The sequence below is a fragment of the Pseudaquabacterium rugosum genome (assembly GCF_038066575.1).
GTDB classification, from domain to species: Bacteria; Pseudomonadota; Gammaproteobacteria; order Burkholderiales; family Burkholderiaceae_C; genus Pseudaquabacterium; species Pseudaquabacterium rugosum.
This window is the reverse complement of sequence record NZ_JBBUTF010000024.1, coordinates 52627-73034: the sequence shown is the minus strand read 5'-3', so window position 1 is coordinate 73034 and position 20408 is coordinate 52627. Positions and strand designations below refer to the sequence as shown.

Here is a 20408-nt window from a genome sequence, read left to right as displayed (position 1 = left end):
CTGGCTGCGCAGCAGGCTGATCTGCGTGCGCTCCTCGATGCTCAGGCTTGAATATGCTTGGCCCATCGCCTCAGGTCTTTGATTCAGTTCGGGTGTTGCGCTTCAGTTTAGAGTGCGCCGTTGCGCCAATTTACATCATTTTCCGGCGATGCATATCACTCATGAGTGCAGGTAGAGGTGAAGCAAGGATCAACGGAAAAGGACTGCTTCTACAGATAGTGTGTAGAGGCAATTCAAGGCTTTCAAGAATATTTTCTTCTTTGACATTGTTTACTGTGAGAATGCCAATGGGGACCTCGCCGTTATAACATCTCCCCCCATTTCTTGAGAAAATCCTTTCCACTCGCTGAACCACATATGAGTTACCCACTGAAAGTGGAGCCGCAAGTGACTGACGCCATTGACATCCAATATCCTTAAAAGTACCCAGACTTAGCGTTCCTTCAAATGCGCTTGTTTTTGTTTCCAGCATTTTATCGAAAATATTCACCAACCTTGATCGCTGAGTCTTCAAAGCCGGTTGAATCACGACATACCTGATGGCAGCTTTGCAACCGGGTATGGTCTCCCCGATTTTTTCCAACAATTTTCTGAGATCAGAGAGGCGCTTTGAGCCCCTGTTGCTGCAATCAATTTCAACCCAGACGATTTCATCGCCAGGTAAGAAAATAAGTGCATCCGGCCGGATCCTTTTTTGATGACCACCTTTGTGTGTCGACAAAAAATAATCATTCGTGGATTTGCAATGTTTTTTCTCGCGAACTTCTTCACGAACCAGCTCGTGCGCCGCATTTTTGTCTTCAAAAAATTCATCATATTTTTTCACTCCTCCGATCAACGGAAAATATTTGTTGCCAACAGATCTTTCATGCTCAGCATACCCATCGCATCCGTACATTTCCGAGATCAGTACGAACTGCTGGATGGACAGCCGATGGCGCATCCTCTGCGAATCTTTCCTATGACGCGTTGATGACTTTGCAATCAATCCGTATTCAGCCAACTGATAGGCTCCTTTCGCCGTCAACGCGTAAAAAGTCACCCTATCAGATGAAAGATATTTACGCGCATATCCATCACGGCATGCTTTTCGCAGCGCACGATTCGCTGCGGAGTGCGCAGCAGCTTTGGCGCGCTCAGGAAAACAATACGCAGCCAAGTTCATTGCGCTGATGAACTTGAACCTATGAAGAAGCAAAAGCGCCGCATACAAAATAACTTCAGACAGTTTTCTTGGCGGAACTTCATCTGTCAACCCACGATCAATCATAATATTTCAATCCATATTTGATGTCGTCAGGAGGAAAGGAACTGCCTCCGTCCTGATGAATAATTTAGATACGACTGTTATGCACTTCGCGGCACCGTCTGGCCTATCGCTCGCGGTGGTCTTTGCGGTGTTCTTTGCGGTGGTGGCGGTCGTCGCAATGCCGCGGCGGATGTCCGCGGCGCCTCAAGGCTTTACGCAGTCATTTTTCTTTGCAGGACAATGACTTGGTGGTCATGCATGCCATGCCGCGTCCAGTGCGGGACACCTTGACTCAACCGGTGCGTCACCCATGTTTTGACGGTGGCGCCAGACGCCGCGCCAGCAAGCACGACAGCAGGTGTCACAACAGGCCGTTCCACCCACCGTTTTGTCGCACCGTGCTGCACCATGCCACTGGCCGATATCCGTGCCGCCCTCGACGCTGAACTGGCCGCCACACCCGAGTTCTATGACTTCAAGGTCCTGCGCAGCGAGCCCGACGGCCCGCTGTGGCGGATCACGCTGGAGCCGGGCTACGTCTACGCGGAAGGCCGCCGGCCGGGTGAGACCTCGGCGCTGGCACTGCTGGATGACAGCCTGGACGGCGCCGCGGCCTGGTGGGGCGCGCCGGTCAAGGGCGGCGCCAGCGTGCTGGCCGTCGTGCCGGAGTCCGATCAACTCGTGCTGCAGAACGCCAGCGTCGCGCCACCCGGGCCGGATCATCTGATCCGCCTGTACCCGACCCGTTTTCTGCAGCCGGTGGCCGATGCCTGGTGGGACACACCCTGGGCCGAACAGGCCTTGGCCCACTGGCCGCGATGGGCCGACCCGCCGCGCCACGGCGACGCACCGGCGCTGACCGGCGAGCCCTTCCGCTGGCTCAGGCCGGCGCAGCGTCAGGCCCTGGGTCTGGTCGGCCACCGTGCGGGCTTTCTGTGGGGCCCGCCGGGCACCGGCAAGACCACCACCCTCGGCGTGCTGCTGGCCGAATACCTCGCGCGTCGCCCCGAGGCACGCGTGCTGCTGCTGTCGACCACCAATGCGGCCGTCGACACCGCGTTGATCGCCGTCGACAAGGCGCTGGCCAAGGGCCGTCGCGAGGGGCTGCGGCCGCAGCTGCAACGGCTGGGCACGCGGCTGCAGGCCGCGGCCTATGTCGGCCGCGAGCACCTGGTGCCCGGCGATGACGGGCAGCTGATCGCGCGCCTGGCCCGCGCCGAGGCCCAACGCCCGGCCAGCCGCGATGCCCAGGCGCTGAAGGCCTGGGCCGATCGCGTCGCCACGTTGCGCGAGGCGCTGAAGGCGGCCTCCCTGCAGGTGCTGCGCCGCTGCCGGCTGGCCGCGATGACGACCGCGCGCGCGGCCTGGACGCTGCGCACCCTGCGCGACCTGGCCCCTGCCGACGGCCGCCCGTCCTTCGACCTGCTGGTCTTCGACGAGGCCAGCCAGGTCAGCCTGGCCCACGCCCTGGTGCTGGCGCCGCTGGGCGCGGCGGTGCTGTTCGCCGGCGATCCGCAACAGCTCTCGCCCGTGCTGCGCAGCGAGGACCGGCGGGCCCAGCGCTGGCTGGGGCGCAGCGCCTTCAGCCAGATGCCGCCCGGCGGCGGGCCGGCCGTCGTGCGGCTGGACGAGCAGAGCCGCATGGCCGAGCCCATCAGCGAGCTGGTCAGCGATCTGTTCTATGACGGCGCCCTGCGTGTGGCCGACGATGCGCGCACGGATCCGGCCTGGCAGGCCGTGCGTCAGCGCCCTTTCGGCCCGGTGCCGGCGGCCACCGCGCTGCACATCGAGCCCGTGGCCCGCGACGGCCACTGGAGCAGCACCGAGCGCGGCCCGGTGCGCGCCGAATCCGCGGCCCGCATCCGCGCCCTGCTGGTCGAGGCCCTGGCCGACGAGGCCTGGCCGCCGCAGGACATCATCGTGCTGACGCCCTTCCGCGCCCAGCGTGCCCGCATCCGCCAACAGCTGCTGGCGGCCGGGCTGCCCGAGACGCTGAGGGTCAGCACCGTCCACCGCGCCCAGGGCAGCGAGGCGCCGGTGGTGATCTTCGATCCGGTCGACGGCGCCCAGCCTTTCCTGCAGACCGAGGAGGCGCGGCGCCTGGTCAACGTCGCGCTCAGCCGGGCCCAGGCCAAGCTGATCGTGCTGCTGTCGGCCGCCGACCGCGCCAATCCGATGCTGGCGCCCATCGTCCAGCGCGAGCGTCTGGCCGGCGATGTGCGGCCCGCCCTGCCCTTGCAGCAGCTGGCCGCCGCGCCCGGCTTTCCGCACAGCGCGATCGGCCAGCGCGTGAGCGCCGGCCGCCTGACCGGCGAGATCAGCGGATTGAGCGCCGATGGCCGCCAGCTGATCCTGATCGATGCCCGCAGCGGCGCCGAACGCGCGCTGGACGTCGCGTTCTGGCGGGCGAAGGCCGGTCCGTCCGGCAGCTGAGCATCGACCTGCGCCCGGCACCCGGCAGGCCGGCCCCACCGAGGCCCCGCATCCGCCCGACCGACCGCCGGCGCCCGTGCGGTGGTGTCGACGCCACGTGCACGGCGATCCCGACGTGACACACCCCGGCACCGGGCGGATGATGGCCGCCCACCCTGCCCGTCCGGAGCCCTCATGTCCCTGCCCCGCAACACCGTGTGCCTGTGGTTCGACCAGGACGCACTCGAGGCCGCACAGTTCTACGCCCGCACCTTTCCCGACAGCACGGTGGGCACCGTGCACCGCGCGCCGGCCGATTACCCCGCCGGCCGCGCCGGTCAGGTGATGACGGTGGAGTTCACCGTCGCGGGCGTGCCCTGCATCGGCCTGAACGGCGGCCCGGCCTTTCCGCAGACCGAGGCCTTCTCGTTCCAGATCCTGACCGAGGACCAGGCCGAGACCGACCGCCTGTGGCACGCCGTGATCGCCGACGGCGGCCAGCCGAGTGCCTGCGGCTGGTGCAAGGACCGCTGGGGCGTGTCCTGGCAGATCACGCCGCGCGCGCTGATCGAGGCGATCACCGATCCGGATCCGGCCGCCGCCCGGCGCGCCTTCCTGGCGATGATGGAGATGGGCCGCATCGACATCGACGCCATCCAGCGGGCCCGGCACGCAGCGGGCTGAAGCCGGCCGACCGAGCCTTCGGATGCACCATGATGGGAAGATCTCCCGTCAGGTAACGCACAAACAAGGTGCGCATCACCTTGATGGTGCTCAACCTCGATCCGCATCGCACCGAAACAGCGCGTCATGGCGGCCACATGCGGGCCGGTTCCACTGACACCGACGTGCGAGATCGACGATGAAAAGTCTCCGACAGCTGTTCGGCAGTGCGCTGTTCTTCACTGCCTTGTCCTCTCTTCTGCTGGCCTGGGCGATGGTCCGGGTGGGCGACGCCGGGCATGCCCTGACGCAGGCCCACGAGCAGCGCTACCAGTCGACGGCGCTCGCCGCCGAGCTGCGCCAGAGCTCCGATGACCTGACGCGGCTGGCCCGGACCTACGTCATCAGCGGCGAAGCCATCTGGGAGCAGCAGTACCAGGAGGTGCTCGACATCCGCAACGGCAAGAAGCCGCGGCCGCCCGGCTACGAGAAGATCTACTGGGATCTGCGGGCGGCGGGCCAGGAGCCGACGGGCCCGGGCCACCAGGGCATGTCCACCACCGTCTCGCTGATGGACCGGATGAAGGCGGCCGGCTTCACCGAGGCCGAGTTCGCCAAGCTGCGGCAGGCGGCGGCCAATTCCGACGCCCTGGTCAGGACCGAGACGGTGGCGATGAACCTGGTCAAGGGCCGCTACGACGACGGTCAGGGCGGCTACACCCGCATCGGCGAGCCCGACCGCGCCCGGGCGCAGGCCCTGATGCACGACGCGGCCTACCACCGGGAGAAGGCCCGCATCCTGCAGCCGGTCGACGAGTTCCTGGCGCTGCTGGACCAGCGCACGGCCACCTCGGTGGCCGCGGCCACGGCCGGCCGCGACACCTGGTACGCGACGGCGATCGCCTGCGCCCTGCTGCTGGCCTTCGCGGCCAGCGGCTCACTGGCCTATGCCCGACGCTGGATCTGCCACCGCCTGGGCGCCGAGCCGGGCGTGCTGGTCGAGGCGGTGCAGGGGCTGGCCCGCGGCCACCTCGGGCAGCGGCTGCACAACCACAGCCGCCTGCCGGACAGCGTGATGGGCACGCTGGCCACGATGAGCGCGAGCTTCGCGGCCTCCGTGGCCCAGGTCCGCCATGCGGCCGACGGCGTGGCCACCGCCAGCACCCAGATCGCCCAGGGCAACGAGGACCTGTCCGGGCGCACCGAGCAGCAGGCCGGCGCCCTGCAGCAGACCGCCGCGACCATGGAAGAGCTGGGTACGACCGTGCGCCGCAACGCCGACAGCGCCCGCCAGGCCGACCAGCTGGCGCGGGAGGCCTCGAGCGTCGCGGCCCAGGGCGGCGAGCGGGTGAGCCGCGTGGTGGCGACGATGCAGGGCATCCACGACAGCAGCCGGCAGATCGGCGACATCATCGGGGTCATCGACGGCATCGCCTTCCAGACCAACATCCTGGCGCTGAACGCGGCGGTGGAGGCCGCGCGGGCCGGTGAGCAGGGACGCGGCTTCGCGGTCGTGGCCGGCGAGGTGCGCACGCTGGCCCAGCGCAGCGCCGACGCGGCCCGTCAGATCAAGACGCTGATCGGCCGCAGCGTGGAGCAGGTCGAACAGGGCTCGACGCTGGTGGACGAGGCGGGCCGGACGATGGCCGAGATCGTCGGCGCCATCCAGCGCGTGAGCGCGATCGTGGCCGAGATCACCACGGCCAGTGCCGAACAGAGCGACGGCATCCAGCAGGTGGGCCTGGCCGTGACGCAGATGGACCGCGGCACGCAGCAGAACGCGGCGCTGGTCGAGCAGAGCGCGGCGGCGGCCGGCAGCCTGCGCGAGCAGGCGCAGCAGCTGGTGCAGGCGGTGGCGGTGTTCCAGCTGGACGAGCGGGCGACGACGGTCTGAGGCCGGATCGCGGCGGGCGGCTGTGGCGGGCTCTGCTGCCACTGCCACTGCCACTGCCACTGCCACTGCCACTGCTGCTGCTGCGGTTGATGCCCTGAGCCTTGGACTTTGGACTTTGGGCTTTGGGCCTTGGGCCGTCCATGCGCCAAGGCCTGCGGCGCCCGGATCCGGGCCCGCGGCACCGCAGCGGTGTCAGGCCGCGGAGGAACCGCCCGTTGCCGGTCCTGCGGCCCCAGGCGGTGCTGCGGCCCCAGGTGGTGCGCCGAGCGCCGCGGCCGGCCCGCCTTCGACCCAGCGCATCAGGCGCGCGACCGAGGCCTGCAGATCGGCCACCTGTGCCTGCTGGGCTTCCTGGGCCTGGCGGGCCTGCTGGCTGGCAAGAGCCGCCTGGACGGAGGCTTGCGCCGACTGGGCCGCCTGGACGACCTGATCCTGCAGCGCCTGCTGCAGGCGATCGCGCTCCAGCCGCCAGGCCTGCTGCTCGGCGGCGTGCTGCTGCGCGGCTTCGCGCAAGGCCGCCGTGGCCGACTCATGCTGACGCTCGGCGTCGGACCGGGCGCGGGCACAGGCGTCGAGCTGCTGCTGCAGCGTCCGCAGGTCCTGCACGCCCTGCTGCTGCGCGGCCTGCAAGGCCTGCACGGCGGCCTGCAAGGCGGCCTGCTCCTGGCCGGCGGACAGCGCGGCCGCCGCGGCGCTGCGGCGCTCGGTCTCCAGCTGCTGGCGCCACTGCTCGGCCTGACGTTCGACCTGACGCTCGGCCTTGGTGCGGGCGCTGCGCTCGCGTTCGAGCTCCAGCGCGACGCGGCGGTCGGCCGCATCCGCCCGGTCGAGTGCGGCGGCCAGCTGCTGCTGCAGGGTCTCGCGCTCGGCGGCCGCGGCCGCGGCCTGCTGCTGTTGCTGCTGCCGGCCGGCGGCCAGCGTCTCACGGGCCGACGCCAGATGCACGGCCTCGGCGGCCAGCTGCTGCTGCAGGGTCTCGACGCGGGCCTGCAGCGCGCGGGCCTGCTCACCGGTGGCGCTCAGTTGCGCGGCCCGCTGCCGGGCCTCGTCCTGCACCCGTGCCTCGGCCGCCCGGGCGGCGTCACGCTCGGCGTGGGCGGCGGTCAGGCCTTCGGCGATGCGCGCGTCGACATCGGCGGCGGCCTCCGCGCGGGCGCGGTCCCAGCACTGGCGGGCCGCCTGCCAGACCGGCTCGGGCACGTCCGGCCGCGGCGTGGCCGCGCGCGGATCCTGCAGCCGCGTGCCCAGCTGGCGGAACCAGGCGTCCAGAAAGGGACTGACGGTGTTGGGCGATCCGCGACCCAGGTGCAGCCGCACCCGCTCGATCGTCGGCCGCGCGCCCTCGATCAGCAGCGCGTCGGCCGCGCGCCAGACCTCGTCTTCGGTGATGCCTCGGGCCATCTCGGGCCTCCTTCCTGCCGCCTCGCGCGGTCTCTACCCACGATAATGGATGATTATCGTGACTTGCCGAACATCTACGTATTATTTGATACGTACACATCATGAATCATACGCTTGAGCCGTCAGATGGGCTGCCGGGCCGGGCCCTGGTGCCGGAAGGCTGGGCCGCACTCGATCCCGCGCAGCTGGACGCCATGGCACGCTCGGCCGAGCAGGCGCTGCTGCGCGAAGGCGAATCGCCGGACACCGTGCGCAGCTACCGCAGCGCGCTGCGCTACTGGGCGGCCTGGTTCGGCGGGCGCTACGGGCGACCGATCGCGCTGCCGCTGGGCGAGGCGGCGGTGCTGCAGTTCATCGTCGACCACGCGGCACGCACCGAGGCCGCCGACGGCCGCGCCTGCGAACTGCCGCCGGCCCTCGATGCCGCGCTGGTGGCCGCCGGCCACAAGGGACGGCCCGGGCCGCTGGGCCTGTCGACGCTGCTGCACCGCGTCAGCGTGCTGTCGACGCTGCACCGCCAGCACGCGCTCGACAACCCCTGTGCCGGTCCGCGCGTGCGCGCGCTGCTGGCCGGCACACGGCGCGCGCATGCCCGGCGCGGCGACGGCCCGGCCAAGAAGCCCGCCCTGACCCGCGAGCCGCTGGAGGCGCTGCTGGCCACCTGCGACGACAGCCTGTGCGGACAGCGCGACCGCGCCCTGCTGCTGTTCGCCTTCGCCAGCGGCGGCCGCCGCCGCGCCGAGGTGGTGGCCGCCACCGTCGAGAACACGCCGCGCGAGGGCGCCCATTACATCCACGTGATGGGCCGCTCGAAGACCAACCCGGAAGGCCGTGCCCGCAGCGACCAGCTCAAGCCCGTCACCGGTCGCGCAGCGCAGGCGCTGGCCGACTGGCTGGGGGCCGCCGGCATCACCTCAGGTCCGCTGTTTCGCCGCGTGCGGCGCGGCGACGTGATCGGCGAGCCACTGGCCGCCGCCGCCGTGCGCGACATCGTGCGCCGGCGCTGCGCGCTGGCCGGCCTGCCAGAGGACTATTCGGCCCACTCGCTGCGCTCGGGCTTCGTCACCGAGGCCGGCCGCCAGGGCGTGCCGCTGGGCGAGACGATGGCGCTGACCGGCCACCGCTCGACGGCCTCGCTGATCGGCTACTTCCGCGGCGCGGTCACGCAGTCGGCCGCAGCCCGCCTGCTGGAGCCTGAAGCCGAGGCGGCCCCACCGGCGCCCGCGCCGCAGCCCGGCGAGCCTTGATCCTCAAAAGCCTCGTCAGCCCCACGGCCGGGGCCTCGGATGCGCGGAACACCCGCATCGGTCCGGACCGGGCCGCGCCGATCCAGCCCGCCCGGCCACGCTCAGTTCACGGCCGACGCCCCTCGCGCAGCGGACTTCAGCACCGCGCCCAGCGCACCGTCGAGCAGCGCCAGCCCGGTGTCGATCTCCTGCGCATCGCCGTTCAGGCGCGGCATGAAGCGCAGGCAGTGCGGCCGCGCGGCATTGATCAGCAAGCCTCGGCCGCGCGCCTGACGCACCACCTCAGGCGCCAGATCCGTCCCCATCTCCAGCGCCCACAGCAGGCCCGCACCGCGCACCTCGCCCAGGCCGTGGCGCCGCGACAGCGCGCGCAGTCCGTCGCCGAGCCGTGCGCCCTGCTCGCGCACGCCGGCCAGGAAGTCGGGCTCGGCCAGCACGTCCAGCACCGCCAGGCTGGCCGCGGCCATCAGCGGGTTGCCGGCATAGGTGCCACCCTGGTCACCCGGCTCGAACACGCAGGCATGGTCCGCGGCCAGCACGGCCGAGATCGGCACCCCGCCGCCCAGGCCCTTGCCGAGGGTGACGATGTCGGGCCGCACGCCGTAGTGCTCGAAGCCGAACATCCGGCCCAGACGGCCGCAGCCGGTCTGCACCTCGTCGAAGATCAGCAGCAGCCCGTGGGCATCGCACAGCGCTCGCAGCTGACGCAGGAACTGAGGATCCGCCGGCCGCACGCCGGCCTCGCCCTGCACCGGCTCCAGCATCACCGCCACCGTCCGCTCACCGATCAGGGCCCGCACCGCGTCCAGATCGTTGAAGCGCGCCTTGGCGAAGCCCGGCATCGCCGGCGTGAACATCGCGTCCCAGCCCGGCTTGCCGCTGGCGGCCATCGTCGCCAGGTTGCGGCCGTGGAAGGCGTTGTCGAAGGTGATGATCTCCCAGGCCCCGGCCCGTCGCGCTCGTCCCCACTTGCGCGCCAGCTTGATCGCCCCCTCGTTCGCCTCCGCCCCCGTGCTGCCGAACCAGGCCTGCTGCATGCCGCTGAGCGCGCACAGGCGCTGCGCCAGCTGCAGCGAGGGCAGGTTGTACAGCGCCGGGCTGGGCGTCAGCAGCGTCTCGGCCTGGACCTGCAGCGCGCGCGACAGCTGCGGCGGGCAGTGGCCGAGGGCGTTCACCGCCCAGCCCTGCAGCCAGTCCAGGTGACGGCGGCCTTCACCGTCCCACAGCCAGGCGCCCTGGCCGCGGACGAAGATGTCGGCCGGACGCTCGGTGACGGGCATCAGGTGACGGGACGGGCAATCACTGGAGGGGCTGACGGTCTTCATGATGGGCTTTCGGGGGGACATCCGCCGGGGCTGGGGAGATGGCGGGGGGCTGCGGAAATGAAAAAAGGCCACGGTGGTGAACCGTGGCCTTTTTCGGGGGAGATCGAGGGGGGCGGGGCGCTGTCGCTGGGGGTGGGCGTTCAGGTCCTCGTCCGCTGTCTCTCGCCGGCAGGGCACGGCACGAGCGGTCGACGAGCTCGTGCGGCTCGGGCAGCTCGTGCGATGGCAATGGTGCGGGCGGCGGAGGACATTGGGGGGCGATCATGAGGGGATGCCGGGTGCGCTGTCAAGCCGCGCGGATGCAGCTGGGCCGCGCAGCCGGGTGGACCACCGGGACCACGGGACAGCGGGCCACAGGGCGAGAGTCCGTGCAAAGACCGCCGCCCGCAGCGGACGGTCCAGGCCAGGGGAAGCCTGGCCGACCGCAACATCCTGGTCGACCAGACCTGCAACGACGACCTCAAGCCCTTCGGCGCGGCGATGACCAAGATCACCGGCGCCGCATCGACCCCAGCGACGAGATCGACCTCAGCCTGTACCAGGCCGTCCGCGGCACCCGGATCGGCCTGACCGCCACGCCCAAGGAGAATCGAGCCCATCGAAGACCCGAGAATCCTCACCCTGCCGCCCTTCGACCGGATCGGCGCACCGATGGAGCTGGTGCGCGCCTTCGGCGGCAAGGCGGGCTATGCCCGGGCGCTGGCTAAACTCGAACAACAACTCTACGGTTGACCTCTGCTGTGCTGAACAGTGACGACATCGCCGCCGTGCTGGCGGACAACCGGCCGGCACTGGAACGCTTCGCCGTACAGCTGCCGTGCCCCGATCAAGGCCGCCTGCCCGCTTTTCACAGTGGCGCGCGGCAGCGTCTGGGTGCCGTGGGCGAGTCGGTGCTGGCTGGGACGCTGGAGGGCGGCCGATGAACCGCCCGCGCGCCCCCGCCAAGGCCGTGCGCGCCGTGGTGCCAGCGGCCGCACCCACGGCCGCCGCCGATGCGGCGCAGCTGTATGCCCAGGTGCGCGATGTGCTGGCGCAGGCGCGGCGCCAGGTGCATCGCAGCGTCAACCAGACCATGGTGCAGGCCTACTGGCAGGTGGGGCGGTTGATCGTGGAGCACGAGCAGGCGGGGCAGACCCGTGCCGCCTACGGCAAGGGCCAGCTCGACGAGATCGCCCGCCGGCTGACGGCCGAATTCGGCCAGGGCTTCTCGGCGTCCAACCTGCGCAATTTCCGGCAGTTCTTCCAGACCTTCACGTGGACGGAGATTTGCGACACGCCGTGTCGCGAATTGGCGTGGTCGCACTTCCGGCGGCTGATGCGCGTGTCCGACCCGGCCGCACGGGCCTGGTATGCCGCCGAAGCGGTGGCCCAGACCTGGAGCCATGCCGCCCTCGACCGCCAGATCAGCACCCTGCACTACCAGCGCCTGCTGTCCAGCCAGGACAAGGCCGCCGTGCAGGCCGAGGCCGCCGCGCGGATCCAGCGCGACGCGCCGGCCGACCCGCGCGACTTCATCCGCGACCCGTACGTGCTGGAGTTCCTGGGCGCCCAGCCCGGCGCCGCCGCGCTGTACGAGCAGGACGTGGAGCAGGGCCTGCTGGACAACCTGCAGAAGTTCCTGCTGGAGCTGGGCAAGGGCTTCGCCTTCGTGGCGCGGCAGAAGCACCTGCGCATCGAGGACGAGGACGCCTTCGTCGACCTCGTGTTCTACAACTACATTCTCAAGTGCTTCGTGCTGGTGGAGCTGAAGGTGGGCAAGCTCAGCCATCAGGACGTGGGCCAGCTGGACATGTACGTGCGCGTGTTCGACGAGCGCGAGCGCCAGAGCGGCGACAACCCCACCATCGGCCTGATCCTGTGCAGCGAGCGCAACGCTGCGGTAGCGCGTTATTCGCGCCTGGCCGACGGTGAGCAGCTGTTCGCCAGCCGCTACCAGGCCTGTCTGCCGACCGAGGCGGAGCTGCAGGCCGAGCTGGCGCGGGAACGGGCGCTGCTGGCGGATGGGTTGGCGGGGGTAGGGAATGACGGCGGCGGTGATGGAGCACCTGGATGTGCTGGCGGAGGCGCCGGGGGGAATTGATCAGCTGAAGCGCATGGTCGTCGAGTTGGCGGTGTCAGGTCAGCTGCTGCCGAGGCGCTGGTGGCGCAGGCCGTCAGCGGCTGAGGCGGCTGAAGCGCCGGGCCCGTCGATCGGTGCCCGGTGCCGTGGTGCCCGCGGCCACGTCAGCGCCCCGAGCGTCCACACCACCGTTTGCCGTCGCTTCTTTCATCCCTGGCGTTAGTTCTGTTTTACGCCACCTCGGCACACCCGGCCAGGTGATCGAACAGCCGCGCCGCCGCGCTCGACAGCTGCTCGGCCGGCGGTGCGCAGACGACGAAGCGGCGCAGCGCCCAGTCGTCGTCCAGCGGCACGGCGCGCACCTGCGGCAGGCGGGCGCGGGCGATGACCTCGGCCGGGATCACGCTGATGGCCAGGCCGGCGGCGACCACACGCAGCGCGGCGTCGAAGGTGGAGACCACCGCGCGCAGGCGCAGCAGGCCGCCGGCCTGGGCCGCGGCGCGCTGCAGCAGGGCCTGCACCGCGGCGCCGGGCGGCAGGCCGACGTGGGCATGGGCCAGGGTCTGGGCCAGGCTCAGCCGCGGCTGGGCGGCCAGCGGATGGTCGACGGGCACGGCCAGCGCCAGGCGGTCCTGGCGGTAGGGGCGGCACTGCAGGCCGCTGGCGTCGAGCTGGTCCCAGCACACGCCGATCGACGCCAGGCCGTCGCGCAGGCTGCGCCCGATGTCGCGCGTCAGGCGCTCCTCCAGCGAGACCTGGATCTGCGCGTGGGCCGGATCGCGCATGAAGCCGGCCACGTCGTCGGGCAGCGCCTCGGCCAGGGCCGAGGTGGTGGCCACCAGCCGCACATGGCCGACCACGCCCTGGCCGAAGCCGGCCAGATCGGCCCGCAGGCGGCCGAGCGTGAACAGCAGCGCGCGCGCATGCTCGACCACCGCCTGGCCGGCCGGCGTGGGCACCACGCCACGGCGCCCGCGCACCAGCAGCGGCGTGCCCAGCTGCTGCTCCAGCGCGGCGATGCGCTTGCTGATGGCCGAGGGCTCGATGTGCTCCTGCTCGGCGGCCAGGCTCAGGCTGCCGAGATCGCAGGCAGCCACCAGCAGGCGCAGGGTCTTGGGGTCGGGATCGTGCATGGGGCGGCTCCGTCAGCGGGCGTCAGGCTTTCCAGATTGGAACAGGACCGCTTCCAAAACACCACTGCAGAGCCGATCCAGAAAATCTAGAGTGCGTTCCTGATGTGCGGCGGCCGCCCGGCCCGCGCCCCCTGAACCCCGAGAGACCCGCGATGCCCCTGACCTTCCCCACCCGCGCCGTGATCCGCGAGGTCGGCCTGCGCGACGGCCTGCAGAGCATCCAGACCCTGGTGTCGACCGAGCGCAAGTGCGCCTGGATCCGCGACGCGGTGGCCGCAGGCCAGACCGAGATCGAGGTCGGCTCCTTCGTGCCGCCCAAGCGTCTGCCGCAGCTGGCCGATACCGCCGAGGTACTGGCCTATGCGCGGAGCCTGCCCGGCCTGAAGGCCTCGGTGCTGGTGCCCAACCTGCAGGGTGCGGAGCGTGCGCTGGACGGTGACGCGCACCTGATGATCCTGCCGCTGTCGGCCAGCCATGCCCACAGCCTGGCCAATCTGCGCAAGACGCCCGACGAGGTGGTGGCCGAGCTGGCGCGCATCCGCGCCGCCCGCGATGCCTCGGGCCGCGCCACGCTGATCGAAGGCGGCGTGGGCACGGCCTTCGGCTGCACGATCCAGGGCGAGGTGCGCCCGGCCGAGGTGCTGCGCCTGATGGCCGCGCTGCTGGATGCCGGCGCCGACCGGGTGAGCCTGGCCGACACCGTCGGCATGGCCGATCCGGCGGCCGTCGCGCGGCTGTTCGAGCAGGCGCTGAAGCTGGCCGGCGACCGCTTCTGCTGCGGCCACTTCCACGACACGCGCGGCCTGGCGCTGGCCAATGCGCTGGCGGCGCTGCAGCTGGGCGTCACGCGCTTCGACGCCTCGCTGGCCGGCATCGGCGGCTGCCCGCATGCCCCGGGCGCCAGCGGCAACGCGGCGACCGAGGATCTGGCCCAGATGCTCGACGCCATGGGCGTGGACACCGGGCTGGACCTGCCCGGGCTGCTGGCCCTGCGCCAGCGCGTGGCCGGCTGGATCGAGGGCGAGCCCACGCACGGCGCGCTGTGGCGGGCCGGCCTGCCGGGGCACTGGGTGCCGCGCGCCGCACGCGGCGTGACGGACGGCGCGGCACCCGCTGCACCCGCCATGGCCCGCCCGGCCGGCGCAGCCAACGCCAGGTCCGAAGCGCCTGCGACCGCAGCCGGATCGGCCACCGCCGCCGGCGATCTGCCCCTGGCCGGCCTGCGCGTGGTCGAGTTCACCCACATGGTGATGGGCCCGACCTGCGGCATGATCCTGGCCGATCTGGGCGCCGAGGTGATCAAGGTCGAGCCGCCCGGCGGCGACAAGACACGCCGCCTGCCCGGCCTCGGCATGGGCTTCTTCCGCACCTTCAACCGCAACAAGAAAAGTGTGGTGCTGGACGTGCGCGAGCCGGCCGATCTGGCGCGCGCCCAGGCCCTGGTGGCCACCGCCGACGTGGTGCTGGAGAACTTCCGCCCCGGCCTGATGGACAGCCTGGGCCTGGGCTACGCGGCGCTGTCGGCCACGCATCCGGGCCTGATCTATGCGTCGCACAAGGGCTTTCTGCCCGGCCCCTACGAGCAGCGCCTGGCGCTCGACGAGGTGGTGCAGAACATGGCCGGCCTGACCTACATGACCGGGCCCCAGGGCCGCCCGTTGCGCGCCGGCACCTCGGTCAACGACATCATGGGCGGCATGTTCGCGGCCATCGGCGTGCTGGCCGCGCTGCAGGAGCGCCAGCGCACCGGCCGCGGCCAGGAGATCCAGAGCGCGCTGTTCGAGAACTGCTGCCTGCTGTCGGCCCAGCACATGATGCAGTTCCAGATGTCGGGCGAGGTGCCGCCGCCCTTCCCTTCGCGCATCTCGGCCTGGAGCGTCTACGACACCTTCACGCTGGCCGGTGACGAGCAGCTGTTCATCGGCGCGGTCAGCGACAAGCAGTTCCAGGCACTGTGCGGCGTGCTGGGCCGCGACGACCTGCTGGCCGACCCCACCCTGGCCACCAACGCCCAGCGCGTCGAGCGCCGGCCGGAGCTGGTGCGCACCCTCGGCGAGACGCTGGCCGCCTGGCGCGCCGCCGATCTGGTGCCCCGACTGGAGGACGCCGGCCTGCCCTATGCCGCCGTCGTGCGGCCCGACCAGCTGGTCGACGACGTGCACCTGCGCGACAGCGGCGGCCTGGTGCCGATGACCAACGAGGACGGCAGCACCTCACAGGTGGTGTTGCTGCCCCTCACGCTCGGCGGCAGGCGGCCGGGCGTGCGCCATCCGCTGCCGCGCGTCGGCGAGCACACCGAGGCCGTTCTGGGCCCGCTCGCCCGGTCCTGACCACCCCCCGTCAAGCCGGCACCCCGAGACGACCGGCCAGCCCCCCCGCCACCCGGAGACCCCATGAACCCGAACCGTCCGCACCCCGACCACCGCCGCGCCACGCCCCCACTGAGCCGTCGCCTCAGTCTGGCTGTACTGGGCCTGAGCGCCCTGGCATCCCTGTTCAACCCGGCGCCGGTCACCGCACAGCCGGCAGCCCCTTTGCGCGTGATCCTGCCGGTGGGCGCCGGCTCGGGCGTCGACGTCATCATCCGCTCGGCCCAGGGGGCGCTGACCAAGGCCCTCGGTGGCCAGCCGGTGATCATCGAGAACCTGCCCGGCGCGGGTGGCATCACCGGCACCCAGGCCCTGGTCAAGGCCGCGCCGGACGGCCAGACCATCGCCTTCGTCTCCAACAACCACGCGGTCAATCCCAGCGTCTTCCGCAAGCTGCCCTACGACAGCCTGGCCGACATCACGCCGATCTCCATCGTCGGCGGCTCGCCCTTCGTGCTCGTGGTCAACCCGCAACGCGTGCCGACGCGCACCGCCAAGGAGCTGCAGGCCCTGCTCAAGTCACGCGGCGACGCGATGAACTACGCCTCCTCGGGCAACGGCACCATCATCCACCTGGGTGGCGAGATGGTCATCGACGCGCTCGGTGCCCGCCTCAACCACATCCCCTACAAAGGCATGGGGCCGATGATCACCGACCTCATCGGCGGCCAGGTGGAGCTGGGCGTGGCGGCCGTGGGCGCCGTGCAGACCCACATCAAGAGCGGCGCGCTGCGCGCCATCGGCGTCACCGGCAAGCACCGCGTGGCCTCGCTGCCGGATCTGCCCACGCTGGCCGAGCAGGGCTATGCCGACGTGGACGTCGGCGGCTGGTTCGCCGCCATCGCGCCCAAGGGCCTGCCCGAGGCCCAGGTCAAGCGCCTGCATGCCGCGCTGGTGGCCGCCTTCAATGACCCCGAGGTCAAGGCCGGCTTCGCCCGCCGCGACGACCAGCTGCTGCTGACCACGCCCGAGGCGGCCACGCGCTTCCTCAAGGTCGAGCAGGACCGCTACGCCCCCATCGTCAAGCGCGCCGGCATCGCGCCGGAATGAGCCCGGCACGGCCACCCCTCCCTCCCTGACCCGGTGGCCGTCCGCCACCGCCACCCACCCCGCATCGCCATGGCTGACCTCTTCGACAACCCGATGGGCCTGATGGGCTTCGAATTCGTGGAATTCGCCGCGCCCCAGGCCCAGCTGCTGGAACCGCTGTTCGAGCGCATGGGCTTCGCCCTCGTCGCGCGCCACCGCAGCAAGGACGTCGTCCTCTACCGCCAGGGTGACATCAACTTCATCGTCAACCGTGAGCCCGCCAGCCTGGCCGGTTACTTCAGCGCCGAGCACGGGCCCAGCGCCTGCGCGATGGCGTTCCGGGTGCGCGACTCGCACCAGGCCCATGCCCGCGCGCTGAGCCTGGGCGCGCAGCCGGTGGACGTGCCCACCGGGCCGATGGAGCTCAAGCTGCCGGCGATCAAGGGCATCGGCGGTGCGCCGCTCTACCTGATCGACCGCCACGAGGACGGCCGCAGCATCTACGACATCGACTTCGAGTTCCTGCCGGAATACACGGCACTCGACCGCCGCCACCCGGCAGGCCATGGTCTGAAGGCCATCGATCACCTGACGCACAACGTCTACCGCGGCCGCATGGCCTTCTGGGGCGGCTTCTACGAGAAGCTGTTCAACTTCCGCGAGATCCGCTACTTCGACATCCAGGGCGAGTACACCGGCCTGACCAGCCGCGCGATGACCGCGCCCGACGGCCTGATCCGCATCCCGCTCAACGAGGAGGCCGGCTCGGCCGGCGGCGGGCGTGCCGGTCAGATCGAGGAGTTCCTGATGCAGTTCAACGGCGAGGGCATCCAGCACATCGCGCTGTCGACCGATGACCTGATCGGCACGGTGGACGCGCTGCAACTGGCTGGCGTGCCCCTGATGTCGGCGCCCAACGACGTCTACTACGAGATGCTGGCCGAACGCCTGCCCGGCCACGGCGAGCCGGTCGATGCGCTGCGCACGCGCGGCATCCTGCTCGACGGCTCGACCAGCGGCGGCGACAAGCGCCTGCTGCTGCAGATCTTCAGCCAGCCGCTGCTCGGCCCGGTGTTCTTCGAGTTCATCCAGCGCAAGGCCGACGAGGGCTTCGGCGAGGGCAACTTCAAGGCGCTGTTCCAGAGCCTGGAGCGTGACCAGATCCGCCGCGGCACGCTGCAGGGTGCTCCGACCGCCCCCGCCCACGCCAACGCCACCCCCGCGGAGGCCTGAGATGGATGACGCACTGCGCATCGACCGCATCCACCACGTCGCCTACCGCTGCAAGGACGCGAAGGAGACCGTCGAGTGGTACCAGCGCATGCTGAAGATGGACTTCGTGCTCGCCATCGCCGAGGACCTCGTGCCCTCGACGAAGGAGCCCGATCCCTACATGCACATCTTCCTCGACGCCGGCGGCGGCAACGTGCTCGCCTTCTTCGAGCTGCCGACGAAGCCGCCGATGGGCCGCGACCCCAACACGCCATCCTGGGTGCAGCACATCGCCTTGCGCGTCGCCGACCGCGACACCCTGCTCGCCTACAAGGCCCATCTGGAGGCCGAGGGCGTCAGCGTGCTCGGCACCACCGACCACGGCGCCTTCCACTCCATCTACTTCTTCGACCCCAACGGCCATCGTCTGGAGCTCGCCTGCCCCGATCCCGACGAAGCCGCCCTGCTGCAGCGCATGGACGCGGTCAAGTGGCAGATGCTCGAGGACTGGAGCGCCACCAAGCGCGCCCCGCGCCACGCCGACTTCCTGCACCGCCGGGAGTTCGCGCAATGAGCGGATCGACCGACCGCAGCCCGGCGCTGGACACCACGCACGACCCCGCCCTGCGCAGCTGGGTCGCCGCGGGGAACGACGCCGACACCGACTTTCCCATCCAGAACCTGCCCTTCGGCCGCTTCCGCGAGGCCGACGACCCGGACTGGCGCATCGGCGTGGCCATCGGCGACCAGATCCTGGATCTGCGCCGCTGCGGCCTGATCAACCATGCGGACATGAACCGCCTGGTGCGCCTGCAGCCCGACACCCGCCGCGCCCTGCGCCTGGCGATCAGCGCAGGCCTGCGCGAAGGATCCGCCCAGGCCGCCCGTTGGGCCGAGACCCTGGTGCCGATGGCCCGGGCCGAGCTGGCGCTGCCGTGCGAGGTCGGCGACTACACCGACTTCTACATCGGCGTGCACCACGCCACCGCCGTCGGCCGCCTGTTCCGTCCCGACCAGCCGCTGCTGCCCAACTACCACTGGGTGCCGATCGGCTACCACGGCCGCGCCTCGACGCTGCGCCCCTCGGGCACCGACTTCCGCCGCCCGCTCGGCCAGATCCGTCCCGACGCCGACGCACCGCCGCGCATGGCCCCCAGCCAGCGCCTGGACTTCGAGCTGGAGATGGCCGTGTGGATCGGCCGCCCCAACGCGATGGGCGAGCCGGTGACGCTGGCCACGGCCGAGGACCACGTCTTCGGCCTCGGCCTGCTCAACGACTGGAGTGCGCGCGACGTGCAGGCCTGGGAGTACCAGCCACTCGGCCCCTTCCTGTCCAAGAGCTTCGCCACCACGGTCTCGCCCTGGATCGTCACGCTGGACGCGCTGGCGCCCTTCCGCCGCGGCTGGCAGCGCGATGCGGATCTGCCGCAGCCCCTGCCCTATCTGGACAGCGCGGCCAACCGCGCCCACGGCGCCTTCGACATCGACCTGGAGGTGACGCTGCAGAGCGCGGCCATGCAGGCGGCCGGGCTGGCCCCTCAGGTCATCAGTCAGTCGAACTTCGCCGACGCCGCACACTGGACGTTTGCCCAGCTGGTCGCCCACCACACGGTCAACGGCTGCAGCCTGAGCCCAGGCGACCTGTTCGGCACCGGCACGCTGTCGGGCCCGCAGGCCGGCCAGCAGGGCTCGCTGCTGGAACTGACCCGCGGCGGCCGCGAGGCCCTCGCGCTGGCCAGCGGCGAGCAGCGGCGCTTCCTGGAAGACGGCGACCGCATCGCGCTGCGGGCCCGCGCCCAGCGCGCCGGCCACCGCAGCATCGGCTTCGGCCCCTGCACGGCCGTGGTGCTGCCGGCCCCGGCCCTGAACCCGGAGCGACCATGAGCTGCTACCGCCTCGACGCGCTGCAACCGCGCTGCGCCGACGACGCCTGGATCGCCCCCGGCGCCCACGTCATCGGCGACGTGCACCTGAAGACGGGCGCCAGCGTCTGGTTCAGCGCCGTGCTGCGCGGCGACAACGCGCCCATCACGCTGGGCGAGCGCGTCAACGTGCAGGAAGGCGCGGTGCTGCATGCCGACCCCGGCTTCCCGCTGAGCCTGGCCGACGAGGTCACCGTCGGCCACCAGGCCATGCTGCACGGCTGCACCGTGGGCGCCGGCAGCCTGATCGGCATCCAGGCCGTGATCCTCAACGGCGCCGTCATCGGCGACGAATGCCTGGTCGGCGCCGGCACGCTGGTGACCGAGGGCAAGGTGTTCCCGCCGCGCTCGCTGATCCTGGGCACGCCGGCCAAGGCGGTGCGGCCGCTGACCGAGGCCGAGGTGCACGGCCTGCGCGAGAGCGCGCGCGGCTATGCGCGCAAGGCGCAGGGGATGCGGCGGGGGCTGGTGCGGGTGGACTGAGCCCCGACGC

16 protein-coding genes and 2 pseudogenes are annotated in these 20408 nt (G+C 70.8%); 14 read left to right on the top strand and 4 right to left on the bottom strand.

Features of this window, described 5'->3' with window-relative positions; all coding sequences use genetic code 11:
* Nucleotides 1-130: 130 nt before the first annotated feature.
* Nucleotides 131-1270 (bottom strand): hypothetical protein, encoded by a 1140-nt coding sequence (locus tag AACH11_RS21170; RefSeq protein WP_341376258.1) that lies wholly within the window; start codon nucleotides 1268-1270, stop codon nucleotides 131-133.
* Nucleotides 1271-1657: 387 nt separating this feature from the next.
* Between AACH11_RS21170 and AACH11_RS21165 the strand changes: the two genes are divergently transcribed.
* The 3 genes from AACH11_RS21165 (at nucleotide 1658) to AACH11_RS21155 (ending at nucleotide 6218) form a co-directional block, all read left to right on the top strand.
* A complete protein-coding gene (locus AACH11_RS21165; protein ID WP_341376257.1) occupies nucleotides 1658-3682 on the top strand; it encodes a DEAD/DEAH box helicase in 2025 nt (674 codons plus the stop codon).
* Between the two features lie 174 nt (nucleotides 3683-3856).
* Nucleotides 3857-4345, top strand: a complete 489-nt coding sequence (locus tag AACH11_RS21160; protein ID WP_341376256.1) for a VOC family protein — start codon at nucleotides 3857-3859, stop codon at nucleotides 4343-4345.
* 178 nt (nucleotides 4346-4523) lie between these two features.
* Nucleotides 4524-6218 carry a methyl-accepting chemotaxis protein gene (locus AACH11_RS21155; protein ID WP_341376255.1) on the top strand — a complete coding sequence of 565 codons (1695 nt, stop codon included), beginning with the start codon at nucleotides 4524-4526 and terminating at the stop codon, nucleotides 6216-6218.
* A gap of 192 nt (nucleotides 6219-6410) precedes the next feature.
* Here the strand turns inward: AACH11_RS21155 and AACH11_RS21150 are convergent, their stop codons facing one another.
* Nucleotides 6411-7619, bottom strand: a complete 1209-nt coding sequence (locus AACH11_RS21150) for a DNA-binding protein (protein WP_341376254.1) — start codon at nucleotides 7617-7619, stop codon at nucleotides 6411-6413.
* A 101-nt stretch (nucleotides 7620-7720) separates the two neighbouring features.
* Here AACH11_RS21150 and AACH11_RS21145 point away from each other — a divergent pair, with 101 nt between their 5' ends.
* Nucleotides 7721-8866 (top strand): site-specific integrase, encoded by a 1146-nt coding sequence (locus AACH11_RS21145; protein ID WP_423228790.1) that lies wholly within the window; start codon nucleotides 7721-7723, stop codon nucleotides 8864-8866.
* A 101-nt stretch (nucleotides 8867-8967) separates the two neighbouring features.
* Here AACH11_RS21145 and AACH11_RS21140 read toward each other — a convergent pair whose 3' ends face one another.
* A complete protein-coding gene (locus AACH11_RS21140; RefSeq protein ID WP_341376253.1) occupies nucleotides 8968-10191 on the bottom strand; it encodes an acetylornithine transaminase in 1224 nt (407 codons plus the stop codon).
* Between the two features lie 588 nt (nucleotides 10192-10779).
* Here AACH11_RS21140 and AACH11_RS21135 point away from each other — a divergent pair.
* The 3 genes and pseudogenes from AACH11_RS21135 to AACH11_RS21125 form a co-directional block, all read left to right on the top strand.
* A pseudogene (locus AACH11_RS21135) lies at nucleotides 10780-10923 on the top strand (type I restriction-modification enzyme R subunit C-terminal domain-containing protein); the annotation flags it as partial.
* Nucleotides 10920-11114, top strand: a complete 195-nt coding sequence (locus AACH11_RS21130) for a hypothetical protein (protein ID WP_341376252.1) — start codon at nucleotides 10920-10922, stop codon at nucleotides 11112-11114. The pseudogene AACH11_RS21135 and the gene AACH11_RS21130, both read left to right, overlap by 4 nt.
* The gene (locus AACH11_RS21125; protein WP_341376251.1) at nucleotides 11111-12271 is read left to right on the top strand and encodes a PDDEXK nuclease domain-containing protein; all 1161 of its coding nucleotides are present in this window, start codon (nucleotides 11111-11113) and stop codon (nucleotides 12269-12271) included. The genes AACH11_RS21130 and AACH11_RS21125 overlap by 4 nt, the downstream gene beginning before the upstream one ends.
* A 209-nt stretch (nucleotides 12272-12480) precedes the next feature.
* On the opposite strand, the gene AACH11_RS21120 is transcribed toward AACH11_RS21125, so the two are convergent.
* On the bottom strand, nucleotides 12481-13383 hold the full coding sequence (locus AACH11_RS21120; RefSeq protein WP_341376250.1) for a LysR family transcriptional regulator: 903 nt from the start codon (nucleotides 13381-13383) through the stop codon (nucleotides 12481-12483).
* A 152-nt stretch (nucleotides 13384-13535) separates the two neighbouring features.
* On the opposite strand from AACH11_RS21120, the pseudogene AACH11_RS21115 reads away from it, so the two are divergent.
* From AACH11_RS21115 to AACH11_RS21085, 7 genes and pseudogenes are all read left to right on the top strand, one after another.
* Nucleotides 13536-14501: pseudogene (locus tag AACH11_RS21115) on the top strand (hydroxymethylglutaryl-CoA lyase); the annotation flags it as partial.
* 126 nt (nucleotides 14502-14627) lie between these two features.
* Nucleotides 14628-15713 (top strand): CaiB/BaiF CoA transferase family protein, encoded by a 1086-nt coding sequence (locus AACH11_RS21110; RefSeq protein WP_423228793.1) that lies wholly within the window; start codon nucleotides 14628-14630, stop codon nucleotides 15711-15713.
* Nucleotides 15714-15776: 63 nt separating this feature from the next.
* The gene (locus AACH11_RS21105; protein WP_341376249.1) at nucleotides 15777-16802 is read left to right on the top strand and encodes a Bug family tripartite tricarboxylate transporter substrate binding protein; all 1026 of its coding nucleotides are present in this window, start codon (nucleotides 15777-15779) and stop codon (nucleotides 16800-16802) included.
* A 69-nt stretch (nucleotides 16803-16871) separates the two neighbouring features.
* Complete coding sequence (gene hppD / locus AACH11_RS21100; RefSeq protein WP_341376248.1) at nucleotides 16872-18014, top strand: 4-hydroxyphenylpyruvate dioxygenase; 1143 nt, start codon at nucleotides 16872-16874, stop codon at nucleotides 18012-18014.
* Nucleotides 18015-18027: 13 nt separating this feature from the next.
* Nucleotides 18028-18567, top strand: a complete 540-nt coding sequence (locus AACH11_RS21095; RefSeq protein ID WP_341376262.1) for a VOC family protein — start codon at nucleotides 18028-18030, stop codon at nucleotides 18565-18567.
* Entirely contained in the window at nucleotides 18564-19877 is a 1314-nt protein-coding gene (gene fahA, locus AACH11_RS21090; protein WP_341376247.1) for a fumarylacetoacetase, read from the top strand. Before AACH11_RS21095 ends, fahA begins: the two co-directional genes overlap by 4 nt.
* Nucleotides 19874-20398 (top strand): gamma carbonic anhydrase family protein, encoded by a 525-nt coding sequence (locus AACH11_RS21085; protein WP_341376246.1) that lies wholly within the window; start codon nucleotides 19874-19876, stop codon nucleotides 20396-20398. Before fahA ends, AACH11_RS21085 begins: the two co-directional genes overlap by 4 nt.
* Nucleotides 20399-20408: the final 10 nt, after the last annotated feature.